The sequence below is a fragment of the Caballeronia insecticola genome (genome assembly GCF_000402035.1).
Lineage (GTDB): Bacteria > Pseudomonadota > Gammaproteobacteria > Burkholderiales > Burkholderiaceae > Caballeronia > Caballeronia insecticola.
Genome location: NC_021287.1, coordinates 1,139,105 through 1,164,879 on the forward strand (window position 1 = coordinate 1,139,105; position 25,775 = coordinate 1,164,879).

The window sequence follows — 25,775 nt, forward strand, 5'->3', positions numbered from 1 at the left end:
CGATGTTCTTCGTTCGTCCCGCAAGGCTGTCCGATCTCGACGCGCTCGAACGCATGGCGCGCGCGGCGCAGCCGGTGTTGCATTCGCTGCCGCGCGACCGGCACGCGCTGGAGACGCGCGTCGCGCTCTCCGAAGATTCGTTTCGCGCCGAAGTCGAATTTCCGGGCGAGGAGTTCTATCTCTTCGTGCTGGAAGATGCGCAGACGGGCAGGTTGCTCGGCACGTCGAGCATTGTCGCGTCGGCGGGGTATTCCGAGCCGTTCTACGCGTTTCGCAACGATGCGCTGATCCACGCGTCGCGCGAGCTTAAAGTGAATCGCAAGATTCACGCGCTCACGATGTCGCACGAGCTGACCGGCAAAAGCCGCCTGACGGGCTTTTATATCGAGCCGTCGTTGCGCACGGCAGAGGGCGAAACGGCGGCGCATCTGCTCTCGCGTGCGCGCATGTTGTATATCGCCGCGAATCGCAAACGCTTTTCGAGCGACGTGTTCTCGCTGATGCTCGGCGTCACGGACGAGCACGGCGCGTCGCCGTTCTGGGAAGCCGTCGGGCGCAAGTTCTTCGGCCGCGACTTCGAGCAGGTCGAGCTCGAATCGGGCGGACGCAGCCGCACTTTCATCGCCGAAGTCATGCCGAGCTATCCGCTTTACGTGCCGCTCTTGCCGGGCGAAGCGCAACGCGTGCTCGGCGAGCCGAACGAGAGCACGCTGCTCGCGTACGACATTCATCTCGAGGAAGGCTTCGAGCCCGACCGTTTCGTCGATATCTTCGATGCCGGTCCGGTGCTCACGATCGCCGTCAACAAGAGCGCGGCGGCGAGTTCGGGCGAGTTGCGCGCCGTGCGCGATGCCGCGTCCGCAAGCGGTGCGCCGTATCTCGTCGCGGCGGGCGGCGCGCACGCGTTTCGCTGCGTCGTGGCCGCGCTCGCGGGCCCACGCGCGGATGGCGCCGCACTCGACGCCGCCGCGCGCGCCGCGCTCGGCGTGCAGGAGAAGGACACGGTGCGCTGCGTGCCGTTGCATCAGGCTTCGGGAGAATTGCAATGATCGTCGTGCGTTGCACGCAGCCGGGCGACGTCGACGCGCTCGTCGCGCTCGCTCAGGAAACGGGTCCGGGCCTCACCACGTTCAAGCCCGATCGCGGGGCGCTCGCCGCTCGCGTCGAACGCGCACGCCGCACGCTGGGCGGCGACGCCAGGCCCTTCGAGGCGGGCTATTTCTTCGTGATGGAAGACACCGCGACCGGCGACGTCGCGGGCGTGTGCGGCATCGAAACCGAGGTCGGGCTGGAGCAGCCGTTCTATAACTATCGTGTATCGACGGTCGTGCATGCGAGCCAGGACATGGGCGTGTGGACGCGTATGTCGCTGCTCAACATCTCGCACGATCTGACGGGCTACGCGGAAGTGTGCTCGCTGTTCCTGAGTCCGCGTTATCGCACGGCGGGCGTGGGCGGTTTGTTGTCGCGCTCGCGCTTCATGTTCATCGCGCAGTTTCCGGAGCGCTTTCCGCAGCGGCTGTGCGCCGAACTGCGCGGCCATTTCGACGAACACGGCGAATCGCCATTCTGGAACGCGGTCGGCTCGCATTTTTATCAGATCGATTTCAACGAAGCGGACTACCTCAGCTCGCACGGCAAGAAGTCCTTCGTCGCCGAGTTGATGCCGCGCTATCCGGTGTATCTCGACTTGCTGCCCGACACCGCGCAACAGGCGGTCGGCGTCACGCACCGGGACACGGCGCCCGCGCGCAAGATGCTCGAAGCGGAAGGGCTGCGCTATGAGAATCACGTCGATATTTTCGATGCCGGTCCGGTGCTCGAATGCCATATCGCCGACTTGCGCACGGTGCGTGAGAGCGCGCTCGCGCGCGTGAAGCTCGCGGAGCATCGGCCGGCAAGCGACGCGAAGAGCCTCGTCTCGAACACGCTGCTCGACGACTTCCGCTGCGGCGCGACCACCGGCGCAATCGAAGACGGCACGTTCCTGCTCACCGCCGGCGAAGCCGCCGCACTGCGCGTGGGTGATGGCGACGAAGTGCGCGTGCTGACCTCGTATCCGCGCGCGAAATAACTGAGACACGACATGGATATCAAGACCTCGTTATATATCGGCGGTGACTGGCAGGAAGGCGGCGGCGCCGCGTTCGCCTCGCGCAATCCCGGCACCGATGAAATCGTCTGGCAAGGCCGTAGCGCATCGGCGGGCGATGTGGATCGCGCGGTGACAGCGGCGCGGCGCGCGTTCGTATCGTGGTCGGCGCTTGCGTTCGACGAACGCGTCGCAATCGCCAAGCGCTTCGCGGCATTGCTCGTCGAGAACAAGGAAAAGCTCGCGGGCGCGATCGGCCGCGAGACCGGCAAGCCGCTTTGGGAAGCGCGCACCGAAGTGGCGTCGATGGCCGCGAAAGTCGACATCTCCGTGCAGGCCTATCACGAGCGCACCGGCGAGAAGCGCGCGCCGATGGCCGATGGCGTCGCGGTGCTGCGGCATCGGCCGCATGGCGTCGTCGCCGTGTTCGGGCCGTATAACTTTCCGGGGCATCTGCCGAACGGCCATATCGTGCCCGCGCTGATCGCGGGCAATGCGGTCGTGTTCAAGCCGTCCGAACTCGCGCCCGGCGTCGCGGCGGCGACGGTTGCGCTGTGGATCGAGGCCGGGCTGCCCGCGGGCGTGCTCAATCTCGTGCAGGGCGAGAAGGACACGGGCGTGGCGCTCGCCAATCACCGGCAGATCGACGGCCTGTTCTTCACCGGCAGTTCCGACACCGGCACGCTGCTGCACAAGCAATTCGGCGGGCGTCCGGAAATCGTGCTCGCGCTGGAGATGGGCGGGAATAATCCGCTGGTCCTTGCAAACGTGGAAGACGTCGATGCAGCCGTGCATCACACGATTCAGTCGGCGTTTTTGTCGGCGGGGCAGCGTTGCACGTGCGCGCGCCGTCTCTTCGTTTCCGACGATGCCGCGGGCGAGCGCTTCATGCGCCGCTTGATCGAAGTGAGCGCGAACATCCGCGTGGGCAAGTTCGATGAAGAACCGCAGCCGTACATGGGCGCGGTGATTTCGGCGCGCGCGGCGGCGCGTCTTGTGGAAGCGCAGGCGCGGCTGATCGAAGCGGGCGCCGAGCCCTTGCTCGCCATGCAACAGCGCGCGGCGAATCTCGGTTTCGTCTCGCCCGCGATTCTCGATGTGACCCGCGCCCGCGACGTGCCCGACGAAGAGCACTTCGGCCCGATGGTGCAAGTCACGCGCTACAAGACTTTCGACGAAGCCATCGAGCGCGCCAACGACACCGCCTACGGTCTTTCCGCGGGACTGCTCGCCGACGACGAAGCCGCCTGGAAGCACTTCCAGCGCACGATTCGCGCGGGCATCGTCAACTGGAACCGGCCGACCAACGGCGCGTCGTCGGCGGCGCCGTTCGGCGGCGTGGGGCGTTCGGGCAATCAGCGGCCGAGCGCGTATTACGCGGCGGACTATTGCTCGTATCCGATGGCGTCGGTGGAAAGCGCGCAGTTGCAGATGCCGGCGAGCGTATCGCCGGGGCTTCAGTTCTAGGACACGTTGCGGGAACACGAAGGATTCATGATGCAGGCATCGAAAGCATTCGAAGCGAACTTCGACGGACTGGTCGGCCCGACGCACAACTACGCGGGACTTTCGTTCGGCAACGTCGCGTCGCGCAACAACGAGAAATCGGTGGCGAATCCGAAGGCCGCCGCGAAGCAGGGCTTGCGCAAGATGAAGCGGCTCGCGGATCTCGGCTTTTATCAGGGCGTGTTGCCGCCGCTGGAACGGCCGTCGGTCCGGCTGTTGCGCGATGTCGGCTTTTCCGGCGACGACGCCACCGTGATCGCACGCGCCGCGCGCGAAGCGCCGGAATTGCTGGCGGCGGCGAGTTCGGCATCGTCGATGTGGACGGCGAACGCCGCGACCGTGAGTCCGTCGGCGGATACGGAAGACGGCCGCGTGCATTTCACGCCCGCGAACCTCGCGGCGAAGCTGCATCGCGCGATCGAGCACGGCGAAACGCGCCGCACGCTCGCCGCGATCTTCGCCGACGAAGCGCGCTTTCGCATTCATCACGCGCTGCCCGGCACGCCCGCGCTCGGCGACGAAGGCGCGGCCAACCACACGCGTTTCGCGCGCGAATACGGCGCGAAGGGCGTCGAGTTCTTCGTCTACGGACGCAGCGAATATCGCCAGGGTCCGCAGCCGCAGCGCTATCCCGCGCGTCAGACGCTCGAAGCGAGCCGTGCGGTCGCGCGTCTGCACGGCCTGGCCGATGACGCAACCGTGTTCGCGCAACAGTCGCCCGACGTGATCGATGCCGGCGTGTTCCACAACGACGTGATCGCCGTGGGCAATCGCACGACGCTCTTTTGTCACGAGCGCGCGTTCGTCGATCAGCACAAGGTGTACGACGAACTCCGCGCGAAGCTGGACGCGCACGGCACGCCGTTTACGGCGCTCGAAGTGCCGGAAAGCGAAGTGAGCGTCGAGGATGCGGTGTCGTCGTATCTGTTCAACAGCCAGTTGCTGTCGGCGGCGGATGGCAGGCAACTGCTGGTCGTGCCGCAGGAGTGCCGCGAGAATGCGCGCGTGGCGGCGTATCTCGATTCGCTCGCATCGCGCGCGACGCCGATCGACGAAGTGCTCGTCTTCGATCTGCGCGAAAGCATGAAGAACGGCGGCGGCCCCGCGTGTCTGCGTCTGCGTGTCGTGCTGAACGATGCCGAGCGCGCCGCGGTCAACCCGCGCGTCTGGATGAACGACGCGCTGTTTGCGCAACTCGATACGTGGATCGACACGCATTATCGCGATCGTCTCGCGCCGGCCGATCTGGCGGACCCGAAGCTGCTCGCCGAATCGCGCGCGGCGCTCGACGAACTGACGACCCTCCTCGGACTCGGTGCCGTCTATGACTTCCAGCGCTGATTCGCGTCTGCTCGACGACTTTCTCGCGTTCACGCTTGCAGGCGAGCGGCCTGCGGCGCTTTCCGGAAGCGCGCCTTCGGGCGTGCGCTGGACGTGGCAGGGCGAAGGCGTGCTGCTGCTCGAACCCGCGCGAGTTTTCTCGAAGACGTCAACGGCGAGCGTGCTGGCATCGGCGGGCATTCATGGCGATGAAACCGCGCCGATCGAAATGCTGTCGCGGCTCGTCGCGGATATCGGAAGTGGCCGCGCGCCGCTGGCTGCGCGCGTGCTCGTGATCCTCGGCAATATCGGCGCGATGCGCGCGGGCGAGCGCTATATCGACGACGATCTCAACCGGCTTTTCAGCGGCCGTCACGCGACGCTGCGCGAGAGCCGCGAAGCGCCGCGCGCCGCCGAACTGGAACGCGCCGCGCTGCAATTTTTCGATGACGCCGCGCATACGAAGTGGCACATCGACATGCACACGGCGATTCGCGCGTCGGTGTTCGAGCAGTTCGCGCTGTTGCCGCACACGGGCGCGCCGCTCGCCCGCGCGATGTTCGACTGGCTGCGCGATGCGCGCTTGCAGGCCGTGCTGCTGCATCGCGAGAAGGGCAACACGTTCACGCATTTCACGGCGCAACAGGCGGGCGCGCTCGCGTGCACGCTCGAACTGGGCAAGGTGCGGCCGTTCGGTGAAAACGATCTCGCGCGCTTTGCGGCGTCGGATGCGGCGTTGCGTCGGCTCGTGGCGGGCGAGGCTGCGAGCGACACCGAGGCACGCGCGCCGTTGCGCGTGTTCACGGTGATCGCGCAGATCGACAAGCAGAGCGAGCAATTCGTGCTGAATGTCGCGAACGATGTGCCGAACTTCACCGCGTTTCCGGCCGGCACCGAACTCGCGCGCGATGGCGATTATCGCTATCGCGTGTCGCACGATGAAGAGCGCATCGTGTTTCCGAATCCGAAGGTGAAGCCGGGCTTGCGCGCGGGTCTGATGGTCATCGACACCACCGAATCGACGCTCGCTTCGTTGGCGTGATTTCCCTTTCCGCTCATGCGAGTCGCGGACTGTGTGGCGGACTTGCGTGAGCGCGACATCGGTTTGCCAGAACGCTTCCCCGTCCTTCAGGCGCGTCGCGGTTTGCTCGCGCGCTACAATCGCGGCCCGGTGTTCGATGCGACGCATCAATGCGCAGCCGCATGTTTGAGCGTGTCATTTTGTGACGCGATGCTGCGGTGTCGCATCGAAACAAAGATATCGAACTGCAAAGCAAGGAGATGGAAGTTGAAGAAAACGCATAAGATCAGCCGCAAGTTCGCCGCGTTCGCGGTGCTGGGCGCAACGCTCGCCTTGGGCAGCGTCGCGCTGAACGCGCAGGCCGCCGACAACATGAAGGAACTGCGCTTTGGCGTCGAGGCGTCGTACGCGCCGTTCGAATCGAAGACGCCGGAAGGCACGCTGACTGGCTTCGACATCGATATCGGCAACGCGGTGTGCGCGAAGCTGAAGATGAAGTGCGTGTGGGTCGAGAACTCGTTCGACGGCCTGATTCCCGCGTTGCAGGCGCGCAAGTTCGACGGCATTAATTCGGACATGACGATCACCGACAAGCGCCGCGCCGTCATCGACTTCACCGACCCGATCTACACCATTCCGAATCAGCTGATCGCGAAGAAGGGCAGCGCGATCCAGCCGACGGTCGACGGCCTGAAAGGCAAGCGTGTGGGCGTGCTGCAGGGCTCGATCCAGGAGACTTACGCGAAGGCGAAGTGGGCGCCCGCGGGCGTCGATGTCCAGTCGTATCAGGCGCAGGACCAGATCTATGCGGATCTCGCGTCGGGCCGTCTGGACGCCGCGTTTCAGGACGCCGAGGCGGCCTCGAAAGGCTTCCTGAAGCAGCCGCAGGGCGCAGGCTTCGCCTTCGCGGGTCCCGCCGTCAGCGATGACAAGCTGCTGGGCGCGGGCGTCGGCTTCGGCGTGCGCAAGAACGACCGGGCGCTGAAGGAATCGCTCAATCGGGCGTTGAAGGAATTGAAGGATGACGGCACGATCGAGCGTTTTGCCGCGAAATACTTCGATGTGAAAGTGGTGTTGAAGTAGGGCGGAGGCTTGCCGAATCAGCCCGCTGCGGAGCGATCCGAAGCGGGCTTTTTCATTGCTGAGTAGCGTTACATCGAAGGCGCAATCACCACCGTCGCCGTCGTCCCGGCGGACAGCAGCACGCCATCCGGCACGTCATCGATATGCACCCGCACCGGCACGCGTTGCGCGAGCCGCACCCAGTTGAAGGTCGGGTTCACGTCCGCGAGCAGTTCACGGCTCTGCGGATTGTCGCGGTCGTAGATGCCGCGCGAAATGCTCTCCACGTGGCCCTTCAGCTCGCCGCCGCTCATCAGCCGGATCGACGCATGATCCCCCACGCGCACGTGCGGCAGCTTCGTTTCCTCGAAATAGCCGTACACCCAGAACGAATGACTGTCGACGATCGCGAGTTTCGCGGCGCCCGCCGTCGCGTAATCGCCGCGGAACACGTTCAGATTCGTCACATAGCCGTCCACCGGCGAATACACCTTCGTGCGTTCGAGATTGAGCTTCGCCGCGTCGAGCGCCGCTTGCGCCTGCTGCAACTGCGCTTCGGCGGTCGATGCGGTCTGCATCGCGTTCTCGCGCGCTTCCTTCGACACGACGAGGCTGTCCATGTCGGCACGGCGCACGGCATCCGCCCGGCGCATGCGCAATTCGGCCGCGCGCGCCGCGACGTTCGCCTGCGCCTGTTCGACCGCAATCTGATAATGCGACGGATCGATCTCCATCAGCAGATCGCCTTTCTTCACGAGCTGGTTATCGTGAACCGGCAACTGCACGACCGCGCCCGACACGTCCGGCGCCACGTTGACGACATCCGCGCGCACGCGGCCATCGCGCGTCCACGGCTCGTCCATGTAATGCACCCACAGCACGCGCCCGATGACGAGCGCGACGGCGAAGATGGCGATCGTCAAGATGAGACCGATGATTTTTCTGAGAACCATGTTGCAACTCTTTTTCGGCTTGTATGAATGGAGGGCGGCTCAGCGATACGCAATGAGCCCGAGCGTCCCGCAGATGCACACGAGCAGGCTCGCGCGAAACAGCGCCGGATGCCAGACCACGCGATAGAGGCCGGTCAGCGCGAGCACGCGATCGACGACCCAGGTGAGCATCGCCCCGGCGATGAAGAGCAAGAGGATCGTCGGCACATAGGCTTCGAGGATCGCGACGTTACGCGGCAGCATGGGGCGCTCCTTCGGACGTGGATTGGCGCTCGGGCGCGGATGGCGCAAACCGCGCGAACGGCGATTCGCGGTCGAGCAGCGCGGTGCGGATCAGATGCAGATGACTCACGATGCGCTGCAGGCGGTGTCTTTCGTCGCGCGGTGCATCGGATGCGGCGAGCAGATCCTGCGTAGCGCCAATTGCACGTTCGACGGCGGCGAGGGCGGCTTGAAAGCGCGTGGCTTTCGGCCGGTCGAACAGGCGCGCGACGGCATCGAGCGTTGCGTCGACCGAGCGGCGCCAGGGCATCGACGCGGCGTAGTGCGGCACATTCGCGAGCCCGGCGATTTCGCGCCGCAAGTCGATCACTGCGTTGCCGAATTCGAGCACGGCGAACAGCCATTGCAGCGCGTCGCGTTGCAAATCGGCGCGGCCGGCGGCGAGCGCGTTGATCTGCGAGAGCAGGTCGCGCGTGCGGCTTTCGAAGTGCGTCGCGACGCGCGCCAGACGCCCGCGCCGCGCGCTCGCCACTTCGCGGCGCAGGTCGCCAAGCAGCAGACGCCGCAGCCACGGCGCATCGGTCGGCAGCAGCACGGCGAAGGCGATGGCCGCGACGATCATCGACAGCACCAGCGCGATTGCATCGTTCATGAAGCCGGTCGGATCGTAGTGCACGAGATTGTCCGGCCCCGCGAGAAAACAGAAGAAGATGCAATAGCCGACACCCATGCCCGCGAACGCGCGCCGCGTGCTCAGATACGCACCAAGCAGCAGCGCGGGCGCGAGCGCGGCGCACATCAGCACGAAGCCGTCGATGTGCGGAAAGACGCCGAACACGACGATCATCCCGGTGACGGCGGCGAGCATCGTGCCGATGGCCATTTGCGCGGACATGAGCGCCGGTCGCGGCGACGACGACGCAAGCGCACAGACGGCCGCCGCGTTCAGTACCATCGTGCCGCCGCTCGGCCACGCGGTTTCGAGCCAGAACGCGGACAGCATGAACATCACAACCGCGCCGCGCAGGCCGGAAATGGCGGCCGCGAACAGGTTGGTCTTCGGCACGTAGCGCGCGACCCAGCGCTCGCGTTCATGCGACGGCGCGCTCAGCGATGCATAGGTGTCGGCATAGGCGAGCATGTCGTCGACGAAGCGGTACAGCAGTTCGGCCGCCGTATCGAATTCGAGCACCACGAAGTCCGGATTCGCTTCGAGTGCGGCGCGCACCGCGCGCACGCGCTTCGGCAACGCCGCTTTGTATGCGCGAAGCTGCTCGGCGGCGCGCGCGGCATCGGCGGCGTTGCGTACCGGCTCGCCCGCCAGCGAAAACAGCGGCGGCACTTCGCGGAAGAACGGTTCGAGCGCGGCGATCGTCGTGGACGATGCATTTTCGCGCAGCCGATTCATCAACTGATGCAGCGCATGAAATCGCGTGGAGGCGCTCATGAATTCGCTGTTCAGACGCGCGAGCCGTCCGCCGCGTCTGCGCGATTCCGGGTCTTCGAACACAGCGACGCTGCGTGCTGCCTCGAAGCCCACGATGTCCGACACGAACGCGAGATTGGTCCGCTCGATCTGCGCGCGCTCCATGTTGCCCGACAGCGCGCGGCACACGTAATCGACGAACTCCGTGAAGCGGCGACGCACCGTGCTGCGAACCTGCTCGCCCGCATGCTGCGGAAACACGAGCGCGCTCACGGCGCCCGCGCACACGATGCCGAGCGTCACTTCGCCCACACGCGTCAACGCCGACAGATACGCGCCGTCCGGATGCTGCGCCGCCGGAATGCCGATCAGCGCGGCCGTGTAGCCCGCGAGCACGAAGCCGTACGAGCGGAAGTTGCGGTTGCGCGCCGCGCCCGCCGTGCAGATGCCGACCCATAGCGCCGTCGCCGAAAGAAACAGCACCGGCTGCTGCGAGAACAGGCTGATGAAGATCATCATCACCACAAGCCCAACCATCGTGCCGCAGAAACGGTAAAAGCTCTTCGCGAGCACCATGCCGCTTTGCGGTTGCATCACGACGAACACGGTGGTCATGGCGGTGCGCGGCTGCTGCATGTCGAGCCGCATCGCGATCCAGAGCGACAACAGCGCCGCGAGCACGGCCTTGAAGATGTAGACCCACGCGAGGCCGTCCGTGCGCGCCCATTCGAGTAAAGCCAGCTTGAGCGACGGACGTTCGATGAACGTAGCAGGCGTAGACATGCTCAGTTCCGCGTCCGGTTCAACGGTCCGATGTGCTTCGACGGCGCGAGCGCGGTTTGCTCCGGCCCGTTCGACGGATCGTCGATGCCGCCGCCGAGCGCCGACGTGAGCGTCGCGTAGGCGGCGAGCCGTTGCGCCCGCACGCGCGCTTGACCGTCCTGCGCCTTCAGCAATTGCGTTTGCGCGATGAGCACGTTCAGATAATCGGTGAGCCCGCGCTTGTAGCCCTCGTTGGCGAGATCGTAGTTCTTGCGCGCGGCGGCGACGGACCGGCCGGATGCATCGAGCTGCGTGTCGAGCGACTGCACGCGCACGACCTGATCGGCGATATCCTTGAGCGCGCCGACGAGCGTCGCGTTGTAGTGATCGACCGCCTGATCGTATTGCGCCGATGCCGCGCCGAGCTGTGCGCGCAGGCGTCCGCCTTCGAAGATCGGCAGCGAGATCGCCGGACCGAAGCTGTAGCCCGACGCCTTGCTCGTCAGAAAGCTCAGCAGCGCGCCGCCCGCGAATGCCTGCGTGAGCGACGCGGCGAGATTGATGTTCGGATAGAACCCGGCCTTCGCGACATCGATGCCGCGCGCCTCGGCCGCCACCATCCAGCGCGCCGCGACGATGTCCGGCCGATGCCCGACCAGTTCAGCCGGCAGCGCGGAAGGCAGCGGCAGCGGCGTCGCGAGCGAAAGCGCCGGGCGTGTCAACGCCTCGCCCGCGCCGGGACCTTCGCCCGCGAGCGCGGCCAGTTGGTGACGCGCAAGCTGGATTTCTTCCTGGTAGACATCGACCTGACGCTCGTATTCGGGCAGCGGCGCTTCGGCCTGGCTCACTTCGAGCTGCGTACCGAGACCGCCTTTCAGGCGCCGCCGCGCCAGATCCGCGATGCGCTGCTGCTGCGCAAGCGTGTCCTGCGCGATATCGAGCAGCGCGAACGCTTGCGAGAAGCCGATATACGCGCGCACGACGTTGGTCTCGAGTTCGAGCTGCGCGGCGCGGGCATCGGCGGCGCGCACGTGGGCGACATCGAGGGCGCGTTCCGCGTTGTTGTCGTCGCGGCCCCAGAGGTCGAGGTTGTAGGAGAGGTTGAGGCCGGCGGTGTTGTCCCAGGTCGTCGTGTCGGCGAACGGACCGGGGCCGTAGAAATCGTTGTTCGGCCAGTTTTTGCGCGACACGCTCATCGCGGCGTCCAGGTGCGGATACAGCTCCGAGCGCGCGACGCCCGCCTGCTCGTGGGCCTCGCGCACGCGCGCCGCCGCCATCGCGAGCGTGAGATTGCCGCTGGTCGAGCGCGCGATCCACTGATCGAGCTGCGGGTCGCGATAAGCGCGCCACCATTCCTGTGCCGGCCATTGGGCGTCGGCGTTGGCGGCCCGGATCGCGCTGCCGACATCGAGCGTCGCCGCATCCTTGAGGGAATCCTGAGGCGCGATTTTGCCGGTGCTCGCGCACCCCGCAATTGTTAAGATTGCTGTAAGAGCTGCGGCTGAAGCAGTCTTACTGAACACTCGCCCTCGCACGATTCACTCCCGGATTCGAATTAGACACTAGGAGACCATTATATTTTTGCGAGGATTGTCGAATAACCAGTAACGATGCAAAGCATTTTTACGATGAGTGTGATAATCGTTGTTGCGGTACGTGCAACAATTCGGCTCAAGAGAGTTTCTTTAAAGTCGAGTCAGCGTCATGGATACGCTTCAAAACATGCGTGTGTTCGTGCGCGTCGTGGAGGCGGGCAGCTTCACGGCCGCCGCGCAGCATCTCAACACGACGACGGCGTACGCGTCGCGAGCCATTTCGGATCTCGAAGCGCATCTGCGCACGCGCCTGCTTAATCGCACGACGCGGCGCATCGCGCTCACCGAAGCGGGCGAGCGCTATCTGCAGCGCTGCGAGCAGATCCTGGCCTATGTGGATCAGGCGGAAGCCGAGGCCGGCGACGCCCACGCGCGTCCGTCCGGCAAGCTGAAAGTCCATTCGATGACGAGCTTCGGCCAGCATTACATCGTGCCGATGATTTCCCGCTATCAGCAGCGCCATCCTTCCGTGCAGGTGGATTTGACACTCGCGCAGCGCGTGCCGGACCTGCTCGACGAAGGCTACGACGTGTCGGTCGTGCTCGCCTCCGATCTGCCCGATTCCGGGCTGGTGTCGGCGCGGCTCGGCTCGGTATATAGCATTGCGTGCGCGTCGCCGGCGTATATCGAGCAGCACGGCGCGCCGCACGTCCTCTCCGATCTCGTGCGCCACACCTGCCTGCATCTGATGACGCCGGTGTTTCCTGCGGACCGTTGGGTCTTCGACGGTCCGAACGGTCAGGAGACGGTGAGCCTCGGCCCGTCGACCTTTACGGTGAATGTCGCCGAGGCGATGGTCGTCGCGATTCGCGAAAGCATGGGCATCGGCGTGTTGCCGACATCCTCGGCGCTGCCGGGACTGCGCGCGGGCACGCTCGTGCGCGTGCTGCCGCAGTACACGATGCAGGAGCTGAATGTCTACGCGCTCTATCCGTCGCGCCAGTATCTCGACGCGAAAATCCGTACGTGGGTCGAATTCCTGCGCGAGGCGCTGCCGGACACGCTCGCCGCCGATGCCGAGTCGCTGAAGGAGTTCGTCGTCATCTAAGACGGGCGAATGCGCGTTGTTACGAAAAAAGCAGCGGTGCAACACTTGCTTACTCACGGTTCGTCCGCAGGTTGATACCGTAAGCGCTCGAACACTTCCTCTTCTACCGGAACAAGCCACATGAGCACGCCACTTCTCCTCGCACTCGCCGCGCTCCTGACGTTGATCGCCGTTCCGGCGTCGCGTGACTTTTTCAACGCGATGCGCGCACAGTCGGAGCGCAACGCGAAGCGGCGCCTCGTGCCGATCCGCATCGACGACGAGCGCGACGCCCGTTTACGCCGCATGCGCGATCCGTACGATCGTTGAGTTTTATCGTCGCGCGCTCGTCTGGACGGCGCTCAGAGCAACGTTTCCAGCGGTTCGATCAGCCGCGGTTCGTCGTTGGTCGCGCGATTCACGTCGCTCGACACGCGATGCCATACGAAGTGCGACGCCGGCACGCCGTCCGATCTGACGAGCTTGGCCAGGTCTTCCGCTGACGCGTCGGGGTCGAGCCAGCGCCGCGCGGCGGTGGGCGCAAATACGAGCGGACGACGATCGTGCACGTCGACGAGTCCTTCGTCCGCCGCCGCCGTCACGATGACGAAGCCCGCGCCCGGCGCCGCGGCGTCTTCATCGCGCATGATGCTCGTGAGGGCCGCGAGGTACATTGGCTCGCCGTCGGCGCGCTGAATGAAATAGGGCTGCTTGAAGGGCTTTTCCGCCGGGTCGCCTGTGCGCGGCTCGATGCGCCATTCGAACCAGCCGTCGGCGGGCACGAAAATGCGCGCTTTCTTCCACAAATGCTTGAAGTACGCGCTCGTTGCAGCGGTTTCGACGCGCGCATTGATCGTCTGCGGCAGCTTCTTCTGGATGGCCCACGGCGGACAATAGCCCCAGTGCACCGCGCGGATGGTTTCGTCGGGATAGACGGCGAGCGGATGCGTGCCGGGCGAGAGGTTATAGCCGGGACGTCTGTCGGCGGCATCCACGAGCACGAACGGGTTTCTCAGATGCACGCGTTGCGCGTAATGCATCGGCAGTCGGTACTGGCTGATTCGGCCGCACATGGCGTTCCTCCGCAAAGTCCAACACGATTCCGTGCTGCTTTCTCGTTGCGCTTGTTTTGCGCTTGCGTTGCGCTCTCGGCGAGCGTTCGTCGCGGCTTAAATCTCGACGACCTTGTCCCACGCGAACTGCTCGTTTTCCCAGCGTCCGCTGCGACGGTCGAAATAGCCGCGCGGATTGCACACGACGCGCGTGCCGTCCACGACATAATCGAACGACGTATGCGTGTGCCCGTGAATCCACAGCGACGCGGGCGCCCGCGCAAGCGACGGCAGATGATTGACGAAGCCCGCCGACACGATATCTTCCGCATAGCGCGGCGCGAGGCTTTCCCGCAGCGGCGCATGATGCGTGACGACGATCGTTTGTCCCGCAAACGGCTTCGCAAGTTCGCCTTCGAGCCACGCGCGCGCCTGTTCGTGCAGCGCGAGCGAATCATCGGGGGCGAATTCGCGAGGCTCGCCGTCCGGTTCCGGCCATGCCAGCTGGATCAGGCCACGATAATCGAGCATGACCTTGGCGCAGGCCGCTTTCGCGGAGTCGAGCTGATCCGCGCTCGATCCGAATAGCGCGAAGTCGGTCCAGAGCGTGGTGCCGAGCACGCGCCACGCGCCCCGGCGATCGACCAACGCCGCGTTGTTCAGATAGTGCACGTTGTCGACGCTGCGCGCCGCGTCCTGCATGGCCGCTTCCATCGCGCCGAATTCGGCGTCGTAATACTCGTGATTGCCGGGCACGTAGATGATTGGCACATCGGAATCGAAATTCTCCGCGGCCCAGCGCAGGCCTTCGGCGTGGTTATGGATATCGCCCGCGAGCACGACGAGATCCGCTTGCGCGTACGGAATGGCGAGCGGCTCGTCACATTCCAGATGCAGGTCCGACAGCACGCGAATCTTCATGCGAGGTTCTCCTTGTCGAGCGCGGCGTTCCAGCGCACGACCTTGCCGGGATTCATCAGGTTGTGCGGATCGAGCGCGGCCTTGATCGCCTGCATGAGACGCACTTCCACTGGCGATTTATAGTGCATCGCTTCGTCCACCTTCAACTGGCCGAGCCCGTGTTCCGCGCTGATGCTGCCGTGGTGCCGGTGCACCTGATCGTAGACGAGCGTGTTGATCGGCATCTGAAATTCGGCGAGAAAGCGCTTCGCATCGACGCCTTCGGGCGCCTGGACGTTGTAGTGCAGATTGCCGTCGCCGAGATGGCCGAACGTCACCATGCGCGCGCCGGGCGCCGCGCGCGCGATGATCGCGTCGGTTTCGTCGATAAAGCGGCCGATGCTGGAGATCGGCACGGCGATGTCATGTTTGATATTCAGGCCTTCCTCGGCCTGCGCGAGCGGAATGTGTTCGCGCAGATCCCAGAACGCCTGCGATTGCGCGAGACTTTCCGCGACGACCGCGTTCTCTACGATGCCTTGTTCCAGCGCCTCTTCCATCAGCCACTCGAAGAGGGCGCGGGCGTGCGCGTCGCTTTCGCTGTCCGAGAGTTCCAGCAGCACGGTTTGCGCATGCGGCTCGCCGAACGGGTAGCGCAGTTGCGGAAAGTGCCGGCCGACCAGACGCATCGAAAAATCCGACATCAGCTCGAAACCGGTCAAAAGCGGCCCCGCGTGACGTTGCGCCATCGAGAGGAAATCGAGCGCGGCATGCGGCGACGCGAGCCCGGCCAGCGCCGTGACGCGCGCAACCGGCGCGGGATGCAGCTTCATGACGGCCGCCGTGATAATGCCGAGCGTGCCTTCCGCGCCGATGAACAGATCGCGCAGATCGTAGCCGGTGTTGTCCTTGCGCAGTCCGCGCAGTCCGTCCCAGATTTCGCCCTGCGCCGTGACGACTTCGAGCCCGAGACACAACTCGCGCGTGTTGCCATAGCGCAGCACGCCGGTGCCGCCCGCGTTCGTCGACAGGTTGCCGCCGATCGTGCAACTGCCTTCGGCGGCGAGGCTCAGCGGAAACAGACGCTGCTCTTTCTCGGCGCGCGCCTGGATTTCCGCCAGAACGACGCCCGCTTCGACGGTGATCGTGTTGTTGTGCGGATCGACGCCGCGAATGCGATTGAGCCGTTTCAGGCTGATCACTGCCTGCGCGCCGCTGGAATCGGGCGTGGCGCCGCCGGCAAGCCCGGTATTGCCGCCCTGCGGCACGATGGCGACGCCGTGCGTGCACGCAAGCCGCACGATGGCCGCGACCTGCTCCGTGTCGGCGGGCAACAGCACGGCGCACGCGCTGCCGCGATAACGCCGGCGCCAGTCGACGAGATAAGGTTCGGTGTCGTGCGCGTCGGTCAAAACGTAGGTTGCGCCGAGCAGATCGGCGCAGGCTTGGACGAAAGCTTGGGAAGCGGTCATGAGCAGGAAAGTGCTGTGGTGCGTAGTCGACAGTATCGCGCAGGGACGCGGCTCGCGAACCTCATCCGAATGGCATAGGCCCGCGCATCGTGCACATTTTCGTGCTACAAAAGCGTCTCGTCAGCGCGAAGCGGGCGTCAGAAAAGCGAACGAGTCAGCGTTTTTTCGCACGCGCGTGCAACCGGGCCGCCCGCTTGAAGGGCGCAACATAAGCCAGCGCGAACGCGAAGAATGCGAGCGCGAGCAGCGCCTCGAGCCAGCCGAGCGATGCGGACAGGCGCGCGTCTGTCATGCCGCGCACGACGCCTTCGGCGAGATAGAGCAGCACGAGCATCGACGCCCATTGCAGCGTATACACGCTTTTTCGCGCGACGCCCGGCAGCGCGCAGGCGAGCGGCAGCGCCTTCAGCGCGAGCGCCCACGCGCCGGGGCGCAGCGGCGCGAGCCAGAGTTCCCAGAGCAGCGAGAGCGCGATGAGCGCAACGAGGCTCGCGAGCGCGCCGCGAGCGAACGCTGCGTTCGGACGTGAATCGAGAGCGGCGGGTGCGTTCATCGGCGGGATCAGGCGGAGCGGGCGCCGCGCACGAGATTGAGCGCAGTGCGGGCGAGCCGCGCGCCCAGCGCGATGGCGAGCGCTTTTTCGTCGGCGGAGATGCCGTGGCGCTGATTTTCGTCGCCGCCCGCACGCGCGTGATGCGACGCGCCGTAGGGCGTGCCGCCGCTTTGCGTGGTCGTGAGGCGCGACTCGGTGTAGGGAATGCCGACGATCATCATGCCGTGGTGCAGAAGCGGCAGCATCATTGAGAGCAGGGTGCTTTCCTGACCGCCGTGCAGGCTGCCGGTGGACGTGAACACGCTCGCGGGTTTGCCTGCGAGCGCGCCCGACAGCCACTGCGACGTGGTGCCGTCGAGGAAATACTTGAGCGGCGCCGCCATGTTGCCGAAACGGGTCGGTGAGCCGAGCGCGAGGCCCGCGCATTCTTCGAGATCGCGCAATTCCGCGTAGGGCGGTCCGTCGGCGGGAATATCGGGCTGGGTCGCTTCGCAAACGGTCGAAACCGGCGGCACCGTGCGCACCCGCGCCTGCATACCGGGCACGCTGTCGACGCCCTGGGCGATCACGAGTGCCAGTTCGCGGGTCGCGCCATGACGGCTGTAATAAAGCACGAGGATGTCGTTCATAAGGCTTTTTTAGTGAACGGCTATTATAGGTATCAGGGTGAATTTCGTGGCGTGGCGCGTGCTCGGGCAAAAAAGCGAGCGCGATGAGCCAGGCAGGGAGAATGCGTTTGCAGTACATTTCCATCGATCTCGCGGCCGTCCGGCGCCTGGCCGGCTTCGTCGCGCGGCGCATCGGCGAGGACCGCGTCGCGCAAGTGGCCGGCAGTCTCACGTTTACCAGCGTGCTGTCGCTCGTGCCGCTCGCGACCGTGGCGTTCGCGCTCTTCACGGCGTTTCCGATCTTCGGCTCGTTTCAGGCGTCGTTGCAGGACTTTCTCGCGGTGCACCTGATGCCGCCGCAGATCAACGACCAGATCTTCAAGTATCTGAACCAGTTCGCCTCAAAGGCGAAGGGGCTCACGACCGTGGGCATGATCATCCTGTTCGTGACCTCCGTCATGACGATGATGACCGTCGAGTCCGCGTTCAACGTGATCTGGCGGGTGCGTAAAGCGCGCCCGTTCGCGCAGCGCGTGCTCGTCTACTGGTCGATCATCACGCTCGGGCCCATTCTGTTCGGCTGCAGCCTGTCGATTTCGTCCTACGTGTTTGCGCATTCCGTCGCGTTCGCGGGCTCGCACAACCTGATGCCGCCGATCGTCGAATGGGCGCTGACGGGCGTGTCGTTGCCGCTGACCGTGCTCGCCTTCACGTTTATCTACGTGTATATGCCGAACTGCAAGGTCGAATGGCGGGATGCGCTGGTCGGCGGCCTGATCGCGGCGGTCGCGTTCGAACTCGGCAAGCGTGGCTTCGGCCTTTACATTCGCCGCATTCCCACCTACACGGCGGTGTACGGCGCGTTCGCCGCGCTGCCGGTGTTCCTGCTGTGGGTGTATTTGTGCTGGATGATTGCGCTGGTCGGCGCAATGGTGACTTCGGCGCTGCCCGCGATCCGCACGGGGCAGTATCATCGGCGCGATTTTCCGGGCAGCGACCTGCTCGACACGCTCGAAATTCTCGCGCGGCTCGTCGAGGCGCGCGACGAAGGCAAGCCCGGCTACACGGCGTTGCATCTCTCGACGATGGCCCGCTGCGATCTCGATACCTCCACGCGTCTGATCGCACGGCTCGACGCGCTCGGCTGGATCGGTCGGCTGGAAGATTCGCGCACGCCGCGCTATGTGCTGATTGCCAATCCGAATCAGATGACGGTGAATATGTTGTTCGAGCAATTCGTAATCGACCGCGCCGAGCTGGAGTATCAGTTGAAGCTCGACGTCGCGCAGGTCGATTGCGCCGCGTTGATGGAGGCGCTCGATAACGAGAAACTCGAAATCACGCTCGGTTCGCTGATCGCGGCGCGGGCGTCGGCGCTGACGCATGCGCGTCTGCGCGAGGCGCGGCCCTCGTCGATGCCGCCGCAGACGGCCTGACGACGGCGCTCAGAGCGAAATCTTGCCGACGCAGATGTCCTTGAACATCACCCAGTCGCCCATCAGGCTATAGACGGGATGGCGAAACGTGGCCGGGCGATTCTTCTCGAAGAAGAAATGGCCGACCCACGCGAAGCCATAACCGCAGACGACAGCCGCGGGCAGCCAGAGCCAGTCGCCGGTGGCGATCGCCATCGCGACGCAGCCGATCACGCCGAGCGAGCCCAGGAAATGCAGCCTGCGCGAGACCAGATTGCGATGTTCATCCAGATAGTAGGGATAGAACTCGGCGAAGTTCGCGAAATGTTCTCCGTGAGCGGTGTGCGCCATGACGGCCTCCCTGTCGATGCCTGCTGGTGTCGTGCAGGGCGCCACGCGCCCGCCGGACCATTTCCTCAGCAAGAATCATTCTGCGACCGCGCGGCGCGGCGTGCAAGCATGCGGCATCGACTCGGCATCGACTCGGCATCAACGCGGCGGCGTCTGGGTTCTGGCGCAATCGAGCGCGAACGCGAACAACGCGTCGAGCGTCGCGTCCGGCTGCTCCGACATGAGCGCGTGGCCCGCATCGACTTCCACGGTTTGCACCTTCGCGCGCGCTTGCCTCAGCGCATCGACGAGGGGCCGGGCGGCGCGTGGCGGCGTCATCATGTCGCGCGTGCCGCTCACGACGCACACCGGGCAGCGCACGGCGGCCGCGCGTTCGAGCGCATCGGCGTAAAGGTTGCACGCGCTGAAATCGGTATGGAAAAGCTGCGCTTCGCCGACGAGGCTCACGCGTTCCATCAACCGCTGGTTCACGCCTTGCAGCCAGAAGCCCGGCGCGGGGCTCGACGGCTTGGCCGCGATCGTCGAATGCGACCATTGGTTCACCATGGCGATCGCCTCGGGTTCGTGCTCGCGGGCGGCGTCGAGCAGCGTGTCGGACACGGTCATCGGCGCGGCGGTCGCCAGCAGCGCGAGTCCGGCCGCGCGCGCCGGATGGCGGGCCGCGGCGTCGAGCGCGATCAGCGAGCCCATGCTGTGGCCGACGAATACTGCCTTGGGCGCCTGCGCCGCGTCGAGCACGCCGATCACCCATTCAGCAAGGGCGCCGATGCTGGACAGCGCCGGTCCCTCGCTGCGGCCGTGGCCCGGCAGATCGAGCGCCAGCACGCCGAAGCCGTGATGCGCGAAATAACGCGTCTGCAGCGCCCAGACGCTGTGATCGTGCTCGGCGCCGTGAATGAACACGACGACGGGCCGCGCGGGGTCGAAAGGCTTGCCGCCGGTATAGGCATAGGCGGCGCGGCCGTGGATGTCGAGCATCATGCGCGGCTCCCGAGCGGTGCGGCAGCGCCTGCGGCCGGGCCTTCGGCGGCTTTTTGCGCCGCCTTCAAACCGCGCTTGAGATCGTCGATGAGATCGTCCGGGTCTTCCAGTCCGATCGACAGGCGAATGCGTCCCGGCCCGATGCCCGCAGCGGCGAGCGCGGCGGCATCCATGCGGAAATGCGTCGTCGACGCGGGATGGATGACGAGCGAGCGCGCATCGCCGACATTCGCGAGATGCGAGAACAGCGTGAGCGTCTCGATGAAACGCCGCGCCGCCGGCACGCCGCCCTTGATGTCGAAGCTGAACACCGCGCCCGCGCCGCGCGGCAGCAAGCGTTGGGCAAGCGCGTGATCGCGATGGCTCGGCAATTCGGGATAAGCCACGCCCTCGACCGCAGCGGAAGTGAGCAGGAAATCGATGACCTTGCGCGTGTTGGCGACGTGTCGATCCATGCGCAGCGGCAGCGTCTCGATGCCTTGCAGCAACTGCCACGCGGCCTGCGGATGCAGACACGCGCCGAAATCGCGCAGACCTTCGCGCCGGGCGCGCAGCAGGAACGGCGCGACGGTGCTTTCTTCGGCGAACACCATGCCGTGAAAGCCGTCGTACGGTTCGGTGAATTCGGGAAAACGTCCGCTCGCGGTGAAATCGAACGTGCCGCCGTCGACGAGCACGCCGCCGATCGTCGTGCCGTGTCCGCCGAGAAATTTGGTCGCCGAGTGATAGACGAGGTCCGCGCCGTGCTCGAACGGGCGCAGCAGATAGGGCGTCGTGAACGTGGAATCGACCAGCAGCGGCACGCCGTGCCCGTGCGCGATTTCGGCGACGCCCGCGATATCGAGCACGTCGAGCCCCGGATTGCCGAGCGTTTCGCCGAAGAACAGCCGCGTCTCGGGCCGCGCCGCGGCGCGCCACGCGTCGAGATCGTGCGGCGCCACGAAGGTCGTTTCGATGCCGAAGCGCCGCAGCGTGTAATGCAGCAGGTTGTGCGAGCCGCCGTAGAGCGCGCTCGACGCGACGATATGCGAGCCGGCGCCCATCAGCGTGGCGATCGCGAGGTGCAGCGCCGCCTGGCCGCTCGCCGTGCCGATCGCGCCGACGCCGCCTTCGAGCGCCGCCACGCGCTCCTCGAACACCGCGACCGTCGGGTTCGAGATGCGCGAGTACACGTGACCCGAGCGTTCCATGTTGAACAGCGCGGCGGCGTGATCAGTGTCGCGAAAGGTAAATGACGTGGTCTGATAAATGGGCGTCGCGCGGGCGCCGGTGACGGGATCGGGCGCGGCGCCCGCGTGCAGCGCGAGCGTGTCGAAACGGTTGGCTGGCATCGTTGAAGGCCGGCGCGCGAGGCGGCGCCGGCGGGCGGCGGAAATGAGGGTCAATCATCGTAACATCGGATGCGCGCGCCCAAACTTAGGGCGAACGCTGGCCCGCTCACGGCAACGCCCGCGCGCGCAAAGCCTTGTCCGTTCGGCCAATACGGGCGGATCGGCGGTCCGTGCGGCTTTCCTTTTGCGGGTCTTTCCGATAGCATCGACCTATGGTTTCACCGTCCGGTTCATCAACTTTTCGGCATTAGCACAGGCATTTCGCGAGGAGACAGTCATGCGAGTCAGCGACATTCTGAAGGTGAAGGGCAATACGCTGTTCACCGTGACCCCCGACACGCCGCTCGCGGATGCAGTGGACACCATGGCGGCGCACGACATCGGCTCGCTCGTCGTGATGGAATACGGCGACCTGGTCGGCATGCTGACCTTCCGCGAAATCATCGTGACCTTGCGCGACAACGGCGGCTCGGTCGGCGCCACGACCATCCGCAAGATCATGGACGACCATCCGCTCACGTGCACGCCGGAAACGGATGTCAACGAAGTGCGCCGCATGATGCTCGAACATCACGTGCGTTATCTGCCGGTCATGGAAAAGCGTCAGCTGATGGGCGTGATCTCGTTCTACGACGTCGCGAAGGCGGTCGTGGAAGAGCAGGGCTTCGAGAATCGCATGCTGAAGGCCTATATCCGCGACTGGCCCGAGCAACAGGAAGAGGCGCGCTGATCGTTCATGTATCGCCGCGAGGCCACGCGCTTCGCGGCAGCGCCGATGTCATGCACGCAGTCCGAACCGACTTCGATCCTTCATCCGCAGCGCGCCCGAACGGCGCGTTTTTTTTCGCCCGGCCTAAGGGTTACGAACGAGGAAATCGCAGCCTGCACGCTGCACATTCGTTTTGCCTCGCACACCGATAATTAAGATACCGAAAGACATGAGTGACAATCCGCTGCGCGCGCAGTCGCGCGCTTCCCGCCGTGCCCACGCCGAGGGCGAAGGCCAATTCCGCCTGATGCGCGAGCGCCGTTTCGCGCCTTTTTTCTGGACGCAGTTTCTCGGCGCGATGAACGACAACGTGTTCAAGGTCGGCTTCACGTCGCTCGTGACCTTCCAGGCCGCGCGTTTCTCGGGCGTCGATCCGCAAACCGCCGCGTTTCTCATCTCCGCGATCTTCATCGTGCCGTTCGTGCTGTTTTCCGCGACTTCCGGCCAGATCGCCGACAAATATGACAAGGCCGTGCTCGCGCGCCTCGTGAAGAGCTTCGAGATCGTCGTGATGCTGATCGGCGGGGCGGGCTTCGTGCTGCACAGCGCACCGCTGCTGTACGCCTGCACGTTCCTGATGGGCGTGCATTCCACTGTCTTCGGGCCGGTGAAGTACGCCTATCTGCCGCAGCATCTCGAATCGACGGAACTCGTCGGCGGCAACGGCCTTGTCGAGATGGGCACGTTCGTCGCGATCCTGATCGGCACGATCATCGGTGGGGCGGCGGCGGGCGCGTCCGAACACGGCGCGATCGTGCTCGCGGCGGCGTGCTTTGCGTTCGCCGTCATCGGACGGGTCGCGTCGGCGTTCGTGCCGAAGTCGGAAGCGTCGCAGCCTGACTTGCGCATCAACTGGAATCCGTTTTCGGAGACGTGGCGCAATCTCAGGCTCGCGAAGTCCGACCGCACCGTGTTCCTGAGCCTGCTCGGTATCTCGTGGCTGTGGTTCGTCGGCGCGACCTTTCTCACGTCGTTCTTCAACTTCGCGAAGGACGTGCTATCCGCCAATCCGGATGTCGTGACGATCCTGCTCGCGACATTCTCGATCGGCATTGGCACGGGTTCGCTGTTGTGCGAGCGGCTCTCGAAGCGCCGCGTCGAGATCGGGCTGGTGCCGCTCGGGTCCATCGGCATCAGCGTGTTTGCGATCGATCTGTTCTTCGCGAGTCATCGCATCGCGCCGGCGGGGCATCTGCTTGGCGTGAAGGAATTTCTCCTGGCGCTGCCGCACTGGCGCATTCTCGCGGACCTGTTCCTGCTCGCGATGTTCGGCGGCTTCTACAGCGTGCCGCTCTACGCGCTCATCCAGGCGCGCAGCCAGCCGACGCATCGCGCGCGCATCATCGCCGCGAACAATATCCTCAACTCGTTTTTCATGATCGTGTCGTCGCTGCTGGCGCTCGCGCTTACATCGTTCGGCGTCGGCATTCCGGGGCTGTTTCTGACGACCGCGCTGCTCAATATCGTCGTCGCCGCGTACATCTATTCGCTCGTGCCGGAGTTCCTGCTGCGCTTCATCGCGTGGATTCTGGTGCATACGTTTTATCGCATCCGGCTTGTCGATGCCGAGCGCATTCCGGCAGAAGGTGCGGCCGTGCTCGTCTGCAATCACGTGAGTTTCGTCGATGCGGTCGTAATCATGGCCGAGAGCCCGCGGCCGATTCGCTTCGTGATGGATCACCGCATCTTCCGCACGCCGGTCATTGGCTGGATGTTTCGGCACGTGAAGGCGATTCCGATCGCGCCCGCGCACGAAGACGCCGCAATGCTCGAGCGCGCCTACACGGCCTGCGCGCGGGCGCTGCAGGAGGGCGAACTGATCTGTATCTTCCCGGAGGGAAAGCTGACGCGCACGGGCGAGATCAATCCGTTCAGGCACGGCATTGCCGAGATTCTGCGACGTCAGGCGGCGCCCGTCGTGCCGATGGCGTTGCGCGGGCTCTGGGGCAGCGTGTTCTCGCGTCACGAAGATGCGCAGTGGCCGCGACCGCTCCAGCGCGGCGCGATGACGCGGCTCACGCTTGCCGTCGGCGAACCCATCGCGCCGGAAGCGGCGACGCCGCAGCATCTGCAGGAGGTCGTGTCGGCGCTGCGCGGGGCCCGGCGCTGAACGCGACGGCGCTGGCATAATACTGGTTTCCCCCGACACATTTTTTCAGGTCGACGCTCATGTCCGGCAATACCCTTGGCACGCTCTTCACCGTCACGAATTTCGGCGAGTCGCATGGTCCGGCGATCGGCTGCGTGATCGACGGCTGCCCGCCGGGCATGGCGCTCAGCGAAGCCGACATCCAGATCGAACTCGACCGGCGCCGTCCCGGCACGTCGCGGCACGTGACGCAGCGCCAGGAAGCGGATCAGGTCGAGATCCTTTCCGGCGTCTTCGAAGGCGTGACGACCGGTACGCCCATCGCGCTGCTGATCCGCAATACGGATCAGCGCAGCAAGGACTACGGCAACATCGCGCAGACCTTTCGTCCCGGCCACGCGGACTACACCTACTGGCAGAAGTACGGCGTGCGCGATTATCGCGGCGGCGGCCGTTCGTCGGCGCGCCTGACTGCGCCGACCGTCGCGGCGGGCGCGGTCGCGAAGAAGTGGCTGCGTGAGAAGTTCGGGCTCGAAACGCGCGGCTGCATGAGCGCGCTGGGCGAGATCGGCATTCCGTTCGTCGACTGGCAGCATGTGCGCGAAAACCCGTTCTTCTCGCCGAACGCCGAAATCGTGCCGCAGCTCGAGGAATATATGGACAACCTGCGCCGCGACGGCGATTCGGTCGGCGCGCGCATCGAGATCGTGGCGAGCGGCGTGCCGGTCGGGCTCGGCGAGCCGCTGTACGACCGGCTCGACGCCGACATCGCCCACGCGATGATGGGCCTCAACGCGGTGAAGGCCGTCGATATCGGCGCGGGCTTCGCGAGCGTCGCACAGCGCGGCTCGCAACACGGCGACGAGATGTCGCCCGAAGGGTTCGCCACGAACAACGCAGGCGGCATTCTCGGCGGCATTTCGAGCGGGCAGGACATCACGGTGTCGATCGCGATCAAGCCGACCTCGAGCATCCGCACGCCGCGCCAGTCGATCGATGTCGAAGGCGTACCGGCCACCGTCGAGACCTTCGGCCGTCATGATCCGTGCGTCGGCATTCGCGCCACGCCGATCGCCGAGGCGCTGCTCGCGCTGGTGCTGATGGATCACGCGCTGCGGCATCGCGCGCAATGTGGCGACGTCGTGGTCGGCACGCCGAAGATCGCGGCACAGGCGCCGCGCGGTTAAGGGCTTCGGGCAAAACCTTGGGGCAAAACAAAAGGGCGCCGGATCGAAAGACCGGCGCCCTTTGCTATTGGCGTTTCGCTG

Annotated in this window: 24 protein-coding genes; 12 read left to right on the forward strand and 12 right to left on the reverse strand. The window is 65.3% G+C overall.

Going from position 1 to position 25,775, the window contains the following annotated elements; all coding sequences use genetic code 11:
- Positions 1–2: 2 nt before the first annotated feature.
- The 6 genes from aruF (at position 3) to BRPE64_RS05250 (ending at position 7,022) form a co-directional block, all read left to right on the forward strand.
- The gene (aruF, locus tag BRPE64_RS05225) at positions 3–1,049 is read left to right on the forward strand and encodes an arginine/ornithine succinyltransferase subunit alpha (protein ID WP_016344996.1); all 1,047 of its coding nucleotides are present in this window, start codon (positions 3–5) and stop codon (positions 1,047–1,049) included.
- Positions 1,046–2,074 (forward strand): arginine N-succinyltransferase, encoded by a 1,029-nt coding sequence (astA, locus tag BRPE64_RS05230; RefSeq protein ID WP_016344997.1) that lies wholly within the window; start codon positions 1,046–1,048, stop codon positions 2,072–2,074. The genes aruF and astA overlap by 4 nt, the downstream gene beginning before the upstream one ends.
- A gap of 12 nt (positions 2,075–2,086) precedes the next feature.
- The gene (astD, locus tag BRPE64_RS05235) at positions 2,087–3,559 is read left to right on the forward strand and encodes a succinylglutamate-semialdehyde dehydrogenase (RefSeq protein ID WP_016344998.1); all 1,473 of its coding nucleotides are present in this window, start codon (positions 2,087–2,089) and stop codon (positions 3,557–3,559) included.
- A 27-nt stretch (positions 3,560–3,586) separates the two neighbouring features.
- On the forward strand, positions 3,587–4,939 hold the full coding sequence (gene astB / locus BRPE64_RS05240; protein ID WP_016344999.1) for an N-succinylarginine dihydrolase: 1,353 nt from the start codon (positions 3,587–3,589) through the stop codon (positions 4,937–4,939).
- Complete coding sequence (gene astE, locus BRPE64_RS05245; RefSeq protein WP_016345000.1) at positions 4,923–5,960, forward strand: succinylglutamate desuccinylase; 1,038 nt, start codon at positions 4,923–4,925, stop codon at positions 5,958–5,960. The genes astB and astE overlap by 17 nt, the downstream gene beginning before the upstream one ends.
- Positions 5,961–6,206: 246 nt before the next feature.
- Positions 6,207–7,022, forward strand: a complete 816-nt coding sequence (locus BRPE64_RS05250) for an ABC transporter substrate-binding protein (protein ID WP_044041977.1) — start codon at positions 6,207–6,209, stop codon at positions 7,020–7,022.
- Positions 7,023–7,090: 68 nt separating this feature from the next.
- Here the strand turns inward: BRPE64_RS05250 and BRPE64_RS05255 are convergent, their stop codons facing one another.
- Genes BRPE64_RS05255 through BRPE64_RS05270 form a run of 4 tightly spaced genes read right to left on the reverse strand, consistent with a single transcriptional unit; the run spans position 7,091 to position 11,887 of the window.
- Positions 7,091–7,954, reverse strand: a complete 864-nt coding sequence (locus BRPE64_RS05255) for an efflux RND transporter periplasmic adaptor subunit (protein WP_016345002.1) — start codon at positions 7,952–7,954, stop codon at positions 7,091–7,093.
- Positions 7,955–7,993: 39 nt separating this feature from the next.
- Positions 7,994–8,197, reverse strand: coding sequence for a DUF1656 domain-containing protein (locus BRPE64_RS05260; RefSeq protein ID WP_016345003.1), 204 nt, complete (start codon positions 8,195–8,197; stop codon positions 7,994–7,996).
- A complete protein-coding gene (locus BRPE64_RS05265) occupies positions 8,184–10,385 on the reverse strand; it encodes an FUSC family protein (RefSeq protein ID WP_016345004.1) in 2,202 nt (733 codons plus the stop codon). The genes BRPE64_RS05260 and BRPE64_RS05265 overlap by 14 nt, the downstream gene beginning before the upstream one ends.
- Positions 10,386–10,387: 2 nt before the next feature.
- Positions 10,388–11,887: an efflux transporter outer membrane subunit gene (locus BRPE64_RS05270; RefSeq protein ID WP_016345005.1), complete on the reverse strand. Its 1,500-nt coding sequence runs from the start codon at positions 11,885–11,887 to the stop codon at positions 10,388–10,390.
- A gap of 181 nt (positions 11,888–12,068) precedes the next feature.
- Here BRPE64_RS05270 and BRPE64_RS05275 point away from each other — a divergent pair, with 181 nt between their 5' ends.
- Both BRPE64_RS05275 and BRPE64_RS05280 read left to right on the forward strand, forming a co-directional pair.
- Positions 12,069–13,007, forward strand: a complete 939-nt coding sequence (locus tag BRPE64_RS05275; protein WP_016345006.1) for a LysR family transcriptional regulator — start codon at positions 12,069–12,071, stop codon at positions 13,005–13,007.
- A gap of 120 nt (positions 13,008–13,127) precedes the next feature.
- Positions 13,128–13,316 (forward strand): hypothetical protein, encoded by a 189-nt coding sequence (locus tag BRPE64_RS05280; RefSeq protein WP_016345007.1) that lies wholly within the window; start codon positions 13,128–13,130, stop codon positions 13,314–13,316.
- Positions 13,317–13,348: 32 nt separating this feature from the next.
- On the opposite strand, the gene BRPE64_RS05285 is transcribed toward BRPE64_RS05280, so the two are convergent.
- The 5 genes from BRPE64_RS05285 to wrbA all read right to left on the reverse strand — a co-directional run bounded on the left by BRPE64_RS05285 (position 13,349) and on the right by wrbA (position 17,592).
- Positions 13,349–14,059, reverse strand: coding sequence for an SOS response-associated peptidase (locus BRPE64_RS05285; protein ID WP_044041269.1), 711 nt, complete (start codon positions 14,057–14,059; stop codon positions 13,349–13,351).
- Positions 14,060–14,155: 96 nt separating this feature from the next.
- Positions 14,156–14,959: a metallophosphoesterase gene (locus BRPE64_RS05290; RefSeq protein ID WP_016345009.1), complete on the reverse strand. Its 804-nt coding sequence runs from the start codon at positions 14,957–14,959 to the stop codon at positions 14,156–14,158.
- Positions 14,956–16,410: an FAD-binding oxidoreductase gene (locus BRPE64_RS05295; protein WP_016345010.1), complete on the reverse strand. Its 1,455-nt coding sequence runs from the start codon at positions 16,408–16,410 to the stop codon at positions 14,956–14,958. Before BRPE64_RS05295 ends, BRPE64_RS05290 begins: the two co-directional genes overlap by 4 nt.
- A 154-nt stretch (positions 16,411–16,564) precedes the next feature.
- Positions 16,565–16,963 (reverse strand): DUF2069 domain-containing protein, encoded by a 399-nt coding sequence (locus BRPE64_RS05300; RefSeq protein ID WP_016345011.1) that lies wholly within the window; start codon positions 16,961–16,963, stop codon positions 16,565–16,567.
- Positions 16,964–16,971: 8 nt separating this feature from the next.
- Positions 16,972–17,592 carry an NAD(P)H:quinone oxidoreductase gene (gene wrbA, locus BRPE64_RS05305; protein WP_016345012.1) on the reverse strand — a complete coding sequence of 207 codons (621 nt, stop codon included), beginning with the start codon at positions 17,590–17,592 and terminating at the stop codon, positions 16,972–16,974.
- 101 nt (positions 17,593–17,693) lie between these two features.
- Here wrbA and BRPE64_RS05310 point away from each other — a divergent pair, with 101 nt between their 5' ends.
- Positions 17,694–19,007 carry a YihY family inner membrane protein gene (locus tag BRPE64_RS05310; protein WP_016345013.1) on the forward strand — a complete coding sequence of 438 codons (1,314 nt, stop codon included), beginning with the start codon at positions 17,694–17,696 and terminating at the stop codon, positions 19,005–19,007.
- 9 nt (positions 19,008–19,016) lie between these two features.
- Here BRPE64_RS05310 and BRPE64_RS05315 read toward each other — a convergent pair whose 3' ends face one another.
- The 3 genes from BRPE64_RS05315 to BRPE64_RS05325 all read right to left on the reverse strand — a co-directional run bounded on the left by BRPE64_RS05315 (position 19,017) and on the right by BRPE64_RS05325 (position 21,649).
- The gene (locus tag BRPE64_RS05315; protein ID WP_016345014.1) at positions 19,017–19,337 is read right to left on the reverse strand and encodes an Mpo1-like protein; all 321 of its coding nucleotides are present in this window, start codon (positions 19,335–19,337) and stop codon (positions 19,017–19,019) included.
- 138 nt (positions 19,338–19,475) lie between these two features.
- A complete protein-coding gene (locus tag BRPE64_RS05320) occupies positions 19,476–20,318 on the reverse strand; it encodes an alpha/beta fold hydrolase (protein WP_016345015.1) in 843 nt (280 codons plus the stop codon).
- Entirely contained in the window at positions 20,315–21,649 is a 1,335-nt protein-coding gene (locus tag BRPE64_RS05325; RefSeq protein WP_016345016.1) for an O-acetylhomoserine aminocarboxypropyltransferase, read from the reverse strand. Before BRPE64_RS05325 ends, BRPE64_RS05320 begins: the two co-directional genes overlap by 4 nt.
- A gap of 277 nt (positions 21,650–21,926) precedes the next feature.
- On the opposite strand from BRPE64_RS05325, the gene BRPE64_RS05330 reads away from it, so the two are divergent.
- From BRPE64_RS05330 to aroC, 3 genes are all read left to right on the forward strand, one after another.
- Positions 21,927–22,379, forward strand: coding sequence for a CBS domain-containing protein (locus tag BRPE64_RS05330; protein WP_016345017.1), 453 nt, complete (start codon positions 21,927–21,929; stop codon positions 22,377–22,379).
- 208 nt (positions 22,380–22,587) lie between these two features.
- A complete protein-coding gene (locus tag BRPE64_RS05340; protein ID WP_016345019.1) occupies positions 22,588–24,528 on the forward strand; it encodes an MFS transporter in 1,941 nt (646 codons plus the stop codon).
- A 59-nt stretch (positions 24,529–24,587) separates the two neighbouring features.
- Positions 24,588–25,694, forward strand: a complete 1,107-nt coding sequence (aroC, locus tag BRPE64_RS05345; RefSeq protein ID WP_016345020.1) for a chorismate synthase — start codon at positions 24,588–24,590, stop codon at positions 25,692–25,694.
- Positions 25,695–25,775: the final 81 nt, after the last annotated feature.

Coding starts and splice junctions, on each gene's coding strand:
- BRPE64_RS05290 (WP_016345009.1), bottom strand. CDS start 14,959: ATGAAGATTCGCGTGCTGTCGGACCTGCATCTGGAATGTGACGAGCCG.
- astE (WP_016345000.1), top strand. CDS start 4,923: ATGACTTCCAGCGCTGATTCGCGTCTGCTCGACGACTTTCTCGCGTTC.
- BRPE64_RS05255 (WP_016345002.1), bottom strand. CDS start 7,954: ATGGTTCTCAGAAAAATCATCGGTCTCATCTTGACGATCGCCATCTTC.
- astA (WP_016344997.1), top strand. CDS start 1,046: ATGATCGTCGTGCGTTGCACGCAGCCGGGCGACGTCGACGCGCTCGTC.
- BRPE64_RS05285 (WP_044041269.1), bottom strand. CDS start 14,059: ATGTGCGGCCGAATCAGCCAGTACCGACTGCCGATGCATTACGCGCAA.
- BRPE64_RS05310 (WP_016345013.1), top strand. CDS start 17,694: ATGCGTTTGCAGTACATTTCCATCGATCTCGCGGCCGTCCGGCGCCTG.
- astD (WP_016344998.1), top strand. CDS start 2,087: ATGGATATCAAGACCTCGTTATATATCGGCGGTGACTGGCAGGAAGGC.
- BRPE64_RS05320 (WP_016345015.1), bottom strand. CDS start 20,318: ATGATGCTCGACATCCACGGCCGCGCCGCCTATGCCTATACCGGCGGC.
- wrbA (WP_016345012.1), bottom strand. CDS start 17,592: ATGAACGACATCCTCGTGCTTTATTACAGCCGTCATGGCGCGACCCGC.
- BRPE64_RS05275 (WP_016345006.1), top strand. CDS start 12,069: ATGGATACGCTTCAAAACATGCGTGTGTTCGTGCGCGTCGTGGAGGCG.
- BRPE64_RS05265 (WP_016345004.1), bottom strand. CDS start 10,385: ATGTCTACGCCTGCTACGTTCATCGAACGTCCGTCGCTCAAGCTGGCT.
- BRPE64_RS05300 (WP_016345011.1), bottom strand. CDS start 16,963: ATGAACGCACCCGCCGCTCTCGATTCACGTCCGAACGCAGCGTTCGCT.
- BRPE64_RS05260 (WP_016345003.1), bottom strand. CDS start 8,197: ATGCTGCCGCGTAACGTCGCGATCCTCGAAGCCTATGTGCCGACGATC.
- aruF (WP_016344996.1), top strand. CDS start 3: ATGTTCTTCGTTCGTCCCGCAAGGCTGTCCGATCTCGACGCGCTCGAA.
- aroC (WP_016345020.1), top strand. CDS start 24,588: ATGTCCGGCAATACCCTTGGCACGCTCTTCACCGTCACGAATTTCGGC.
- astB (WP_016344999.1), top strand. CDS start 3,587: ATGATGCAGGCATCGAAAGCATTCGAAGCGAACTTCGACGGACTGGTC.
- BRPE64_RS05325 (WP_016345016.1), bottom strand. CDS start 21,649: ATGCCAGCCAACCGTTTCGACACGCTCGCGCTGCACGCGGGCGCCGCG.
- BRPE64_RS05280 (WP_016345007.1), top strand. CDS start 13,128: ATGAGCACGCCACTTCTCCTCGCACTCGCCGCGCTCCTGACGTTGATC.
- BRPE64_RS05295 (WP_016345010.1), bottom strand. CDS start 16,410: ATGACCGCTTCCCAAGCTTTCGTCCAAGCCTGCGCCGATCTGCTCGGC.
- BRPE64_RS05340 (WP_016345019.1), top strand. CDS start 22,588: ATGAGTGACAATCCGCTGCGCGCGCAGTCGCGCGCTTCCCGCCGTGCC.
- BRPE64_RS05315 (WP_016345014.1), bottom strand. CDS start 19,337: ATGGCGCACACCGCTCACGGAGAACATTTCGCGAACTTCGCCGAGTTC.
- BRPE64_RS05330 (WP_016345017.1), top strand. CDS start 21,927: ATGCGAGTCAGCGACATTCTGAAGGTGAAGGGCAATACGCTGTTCACC.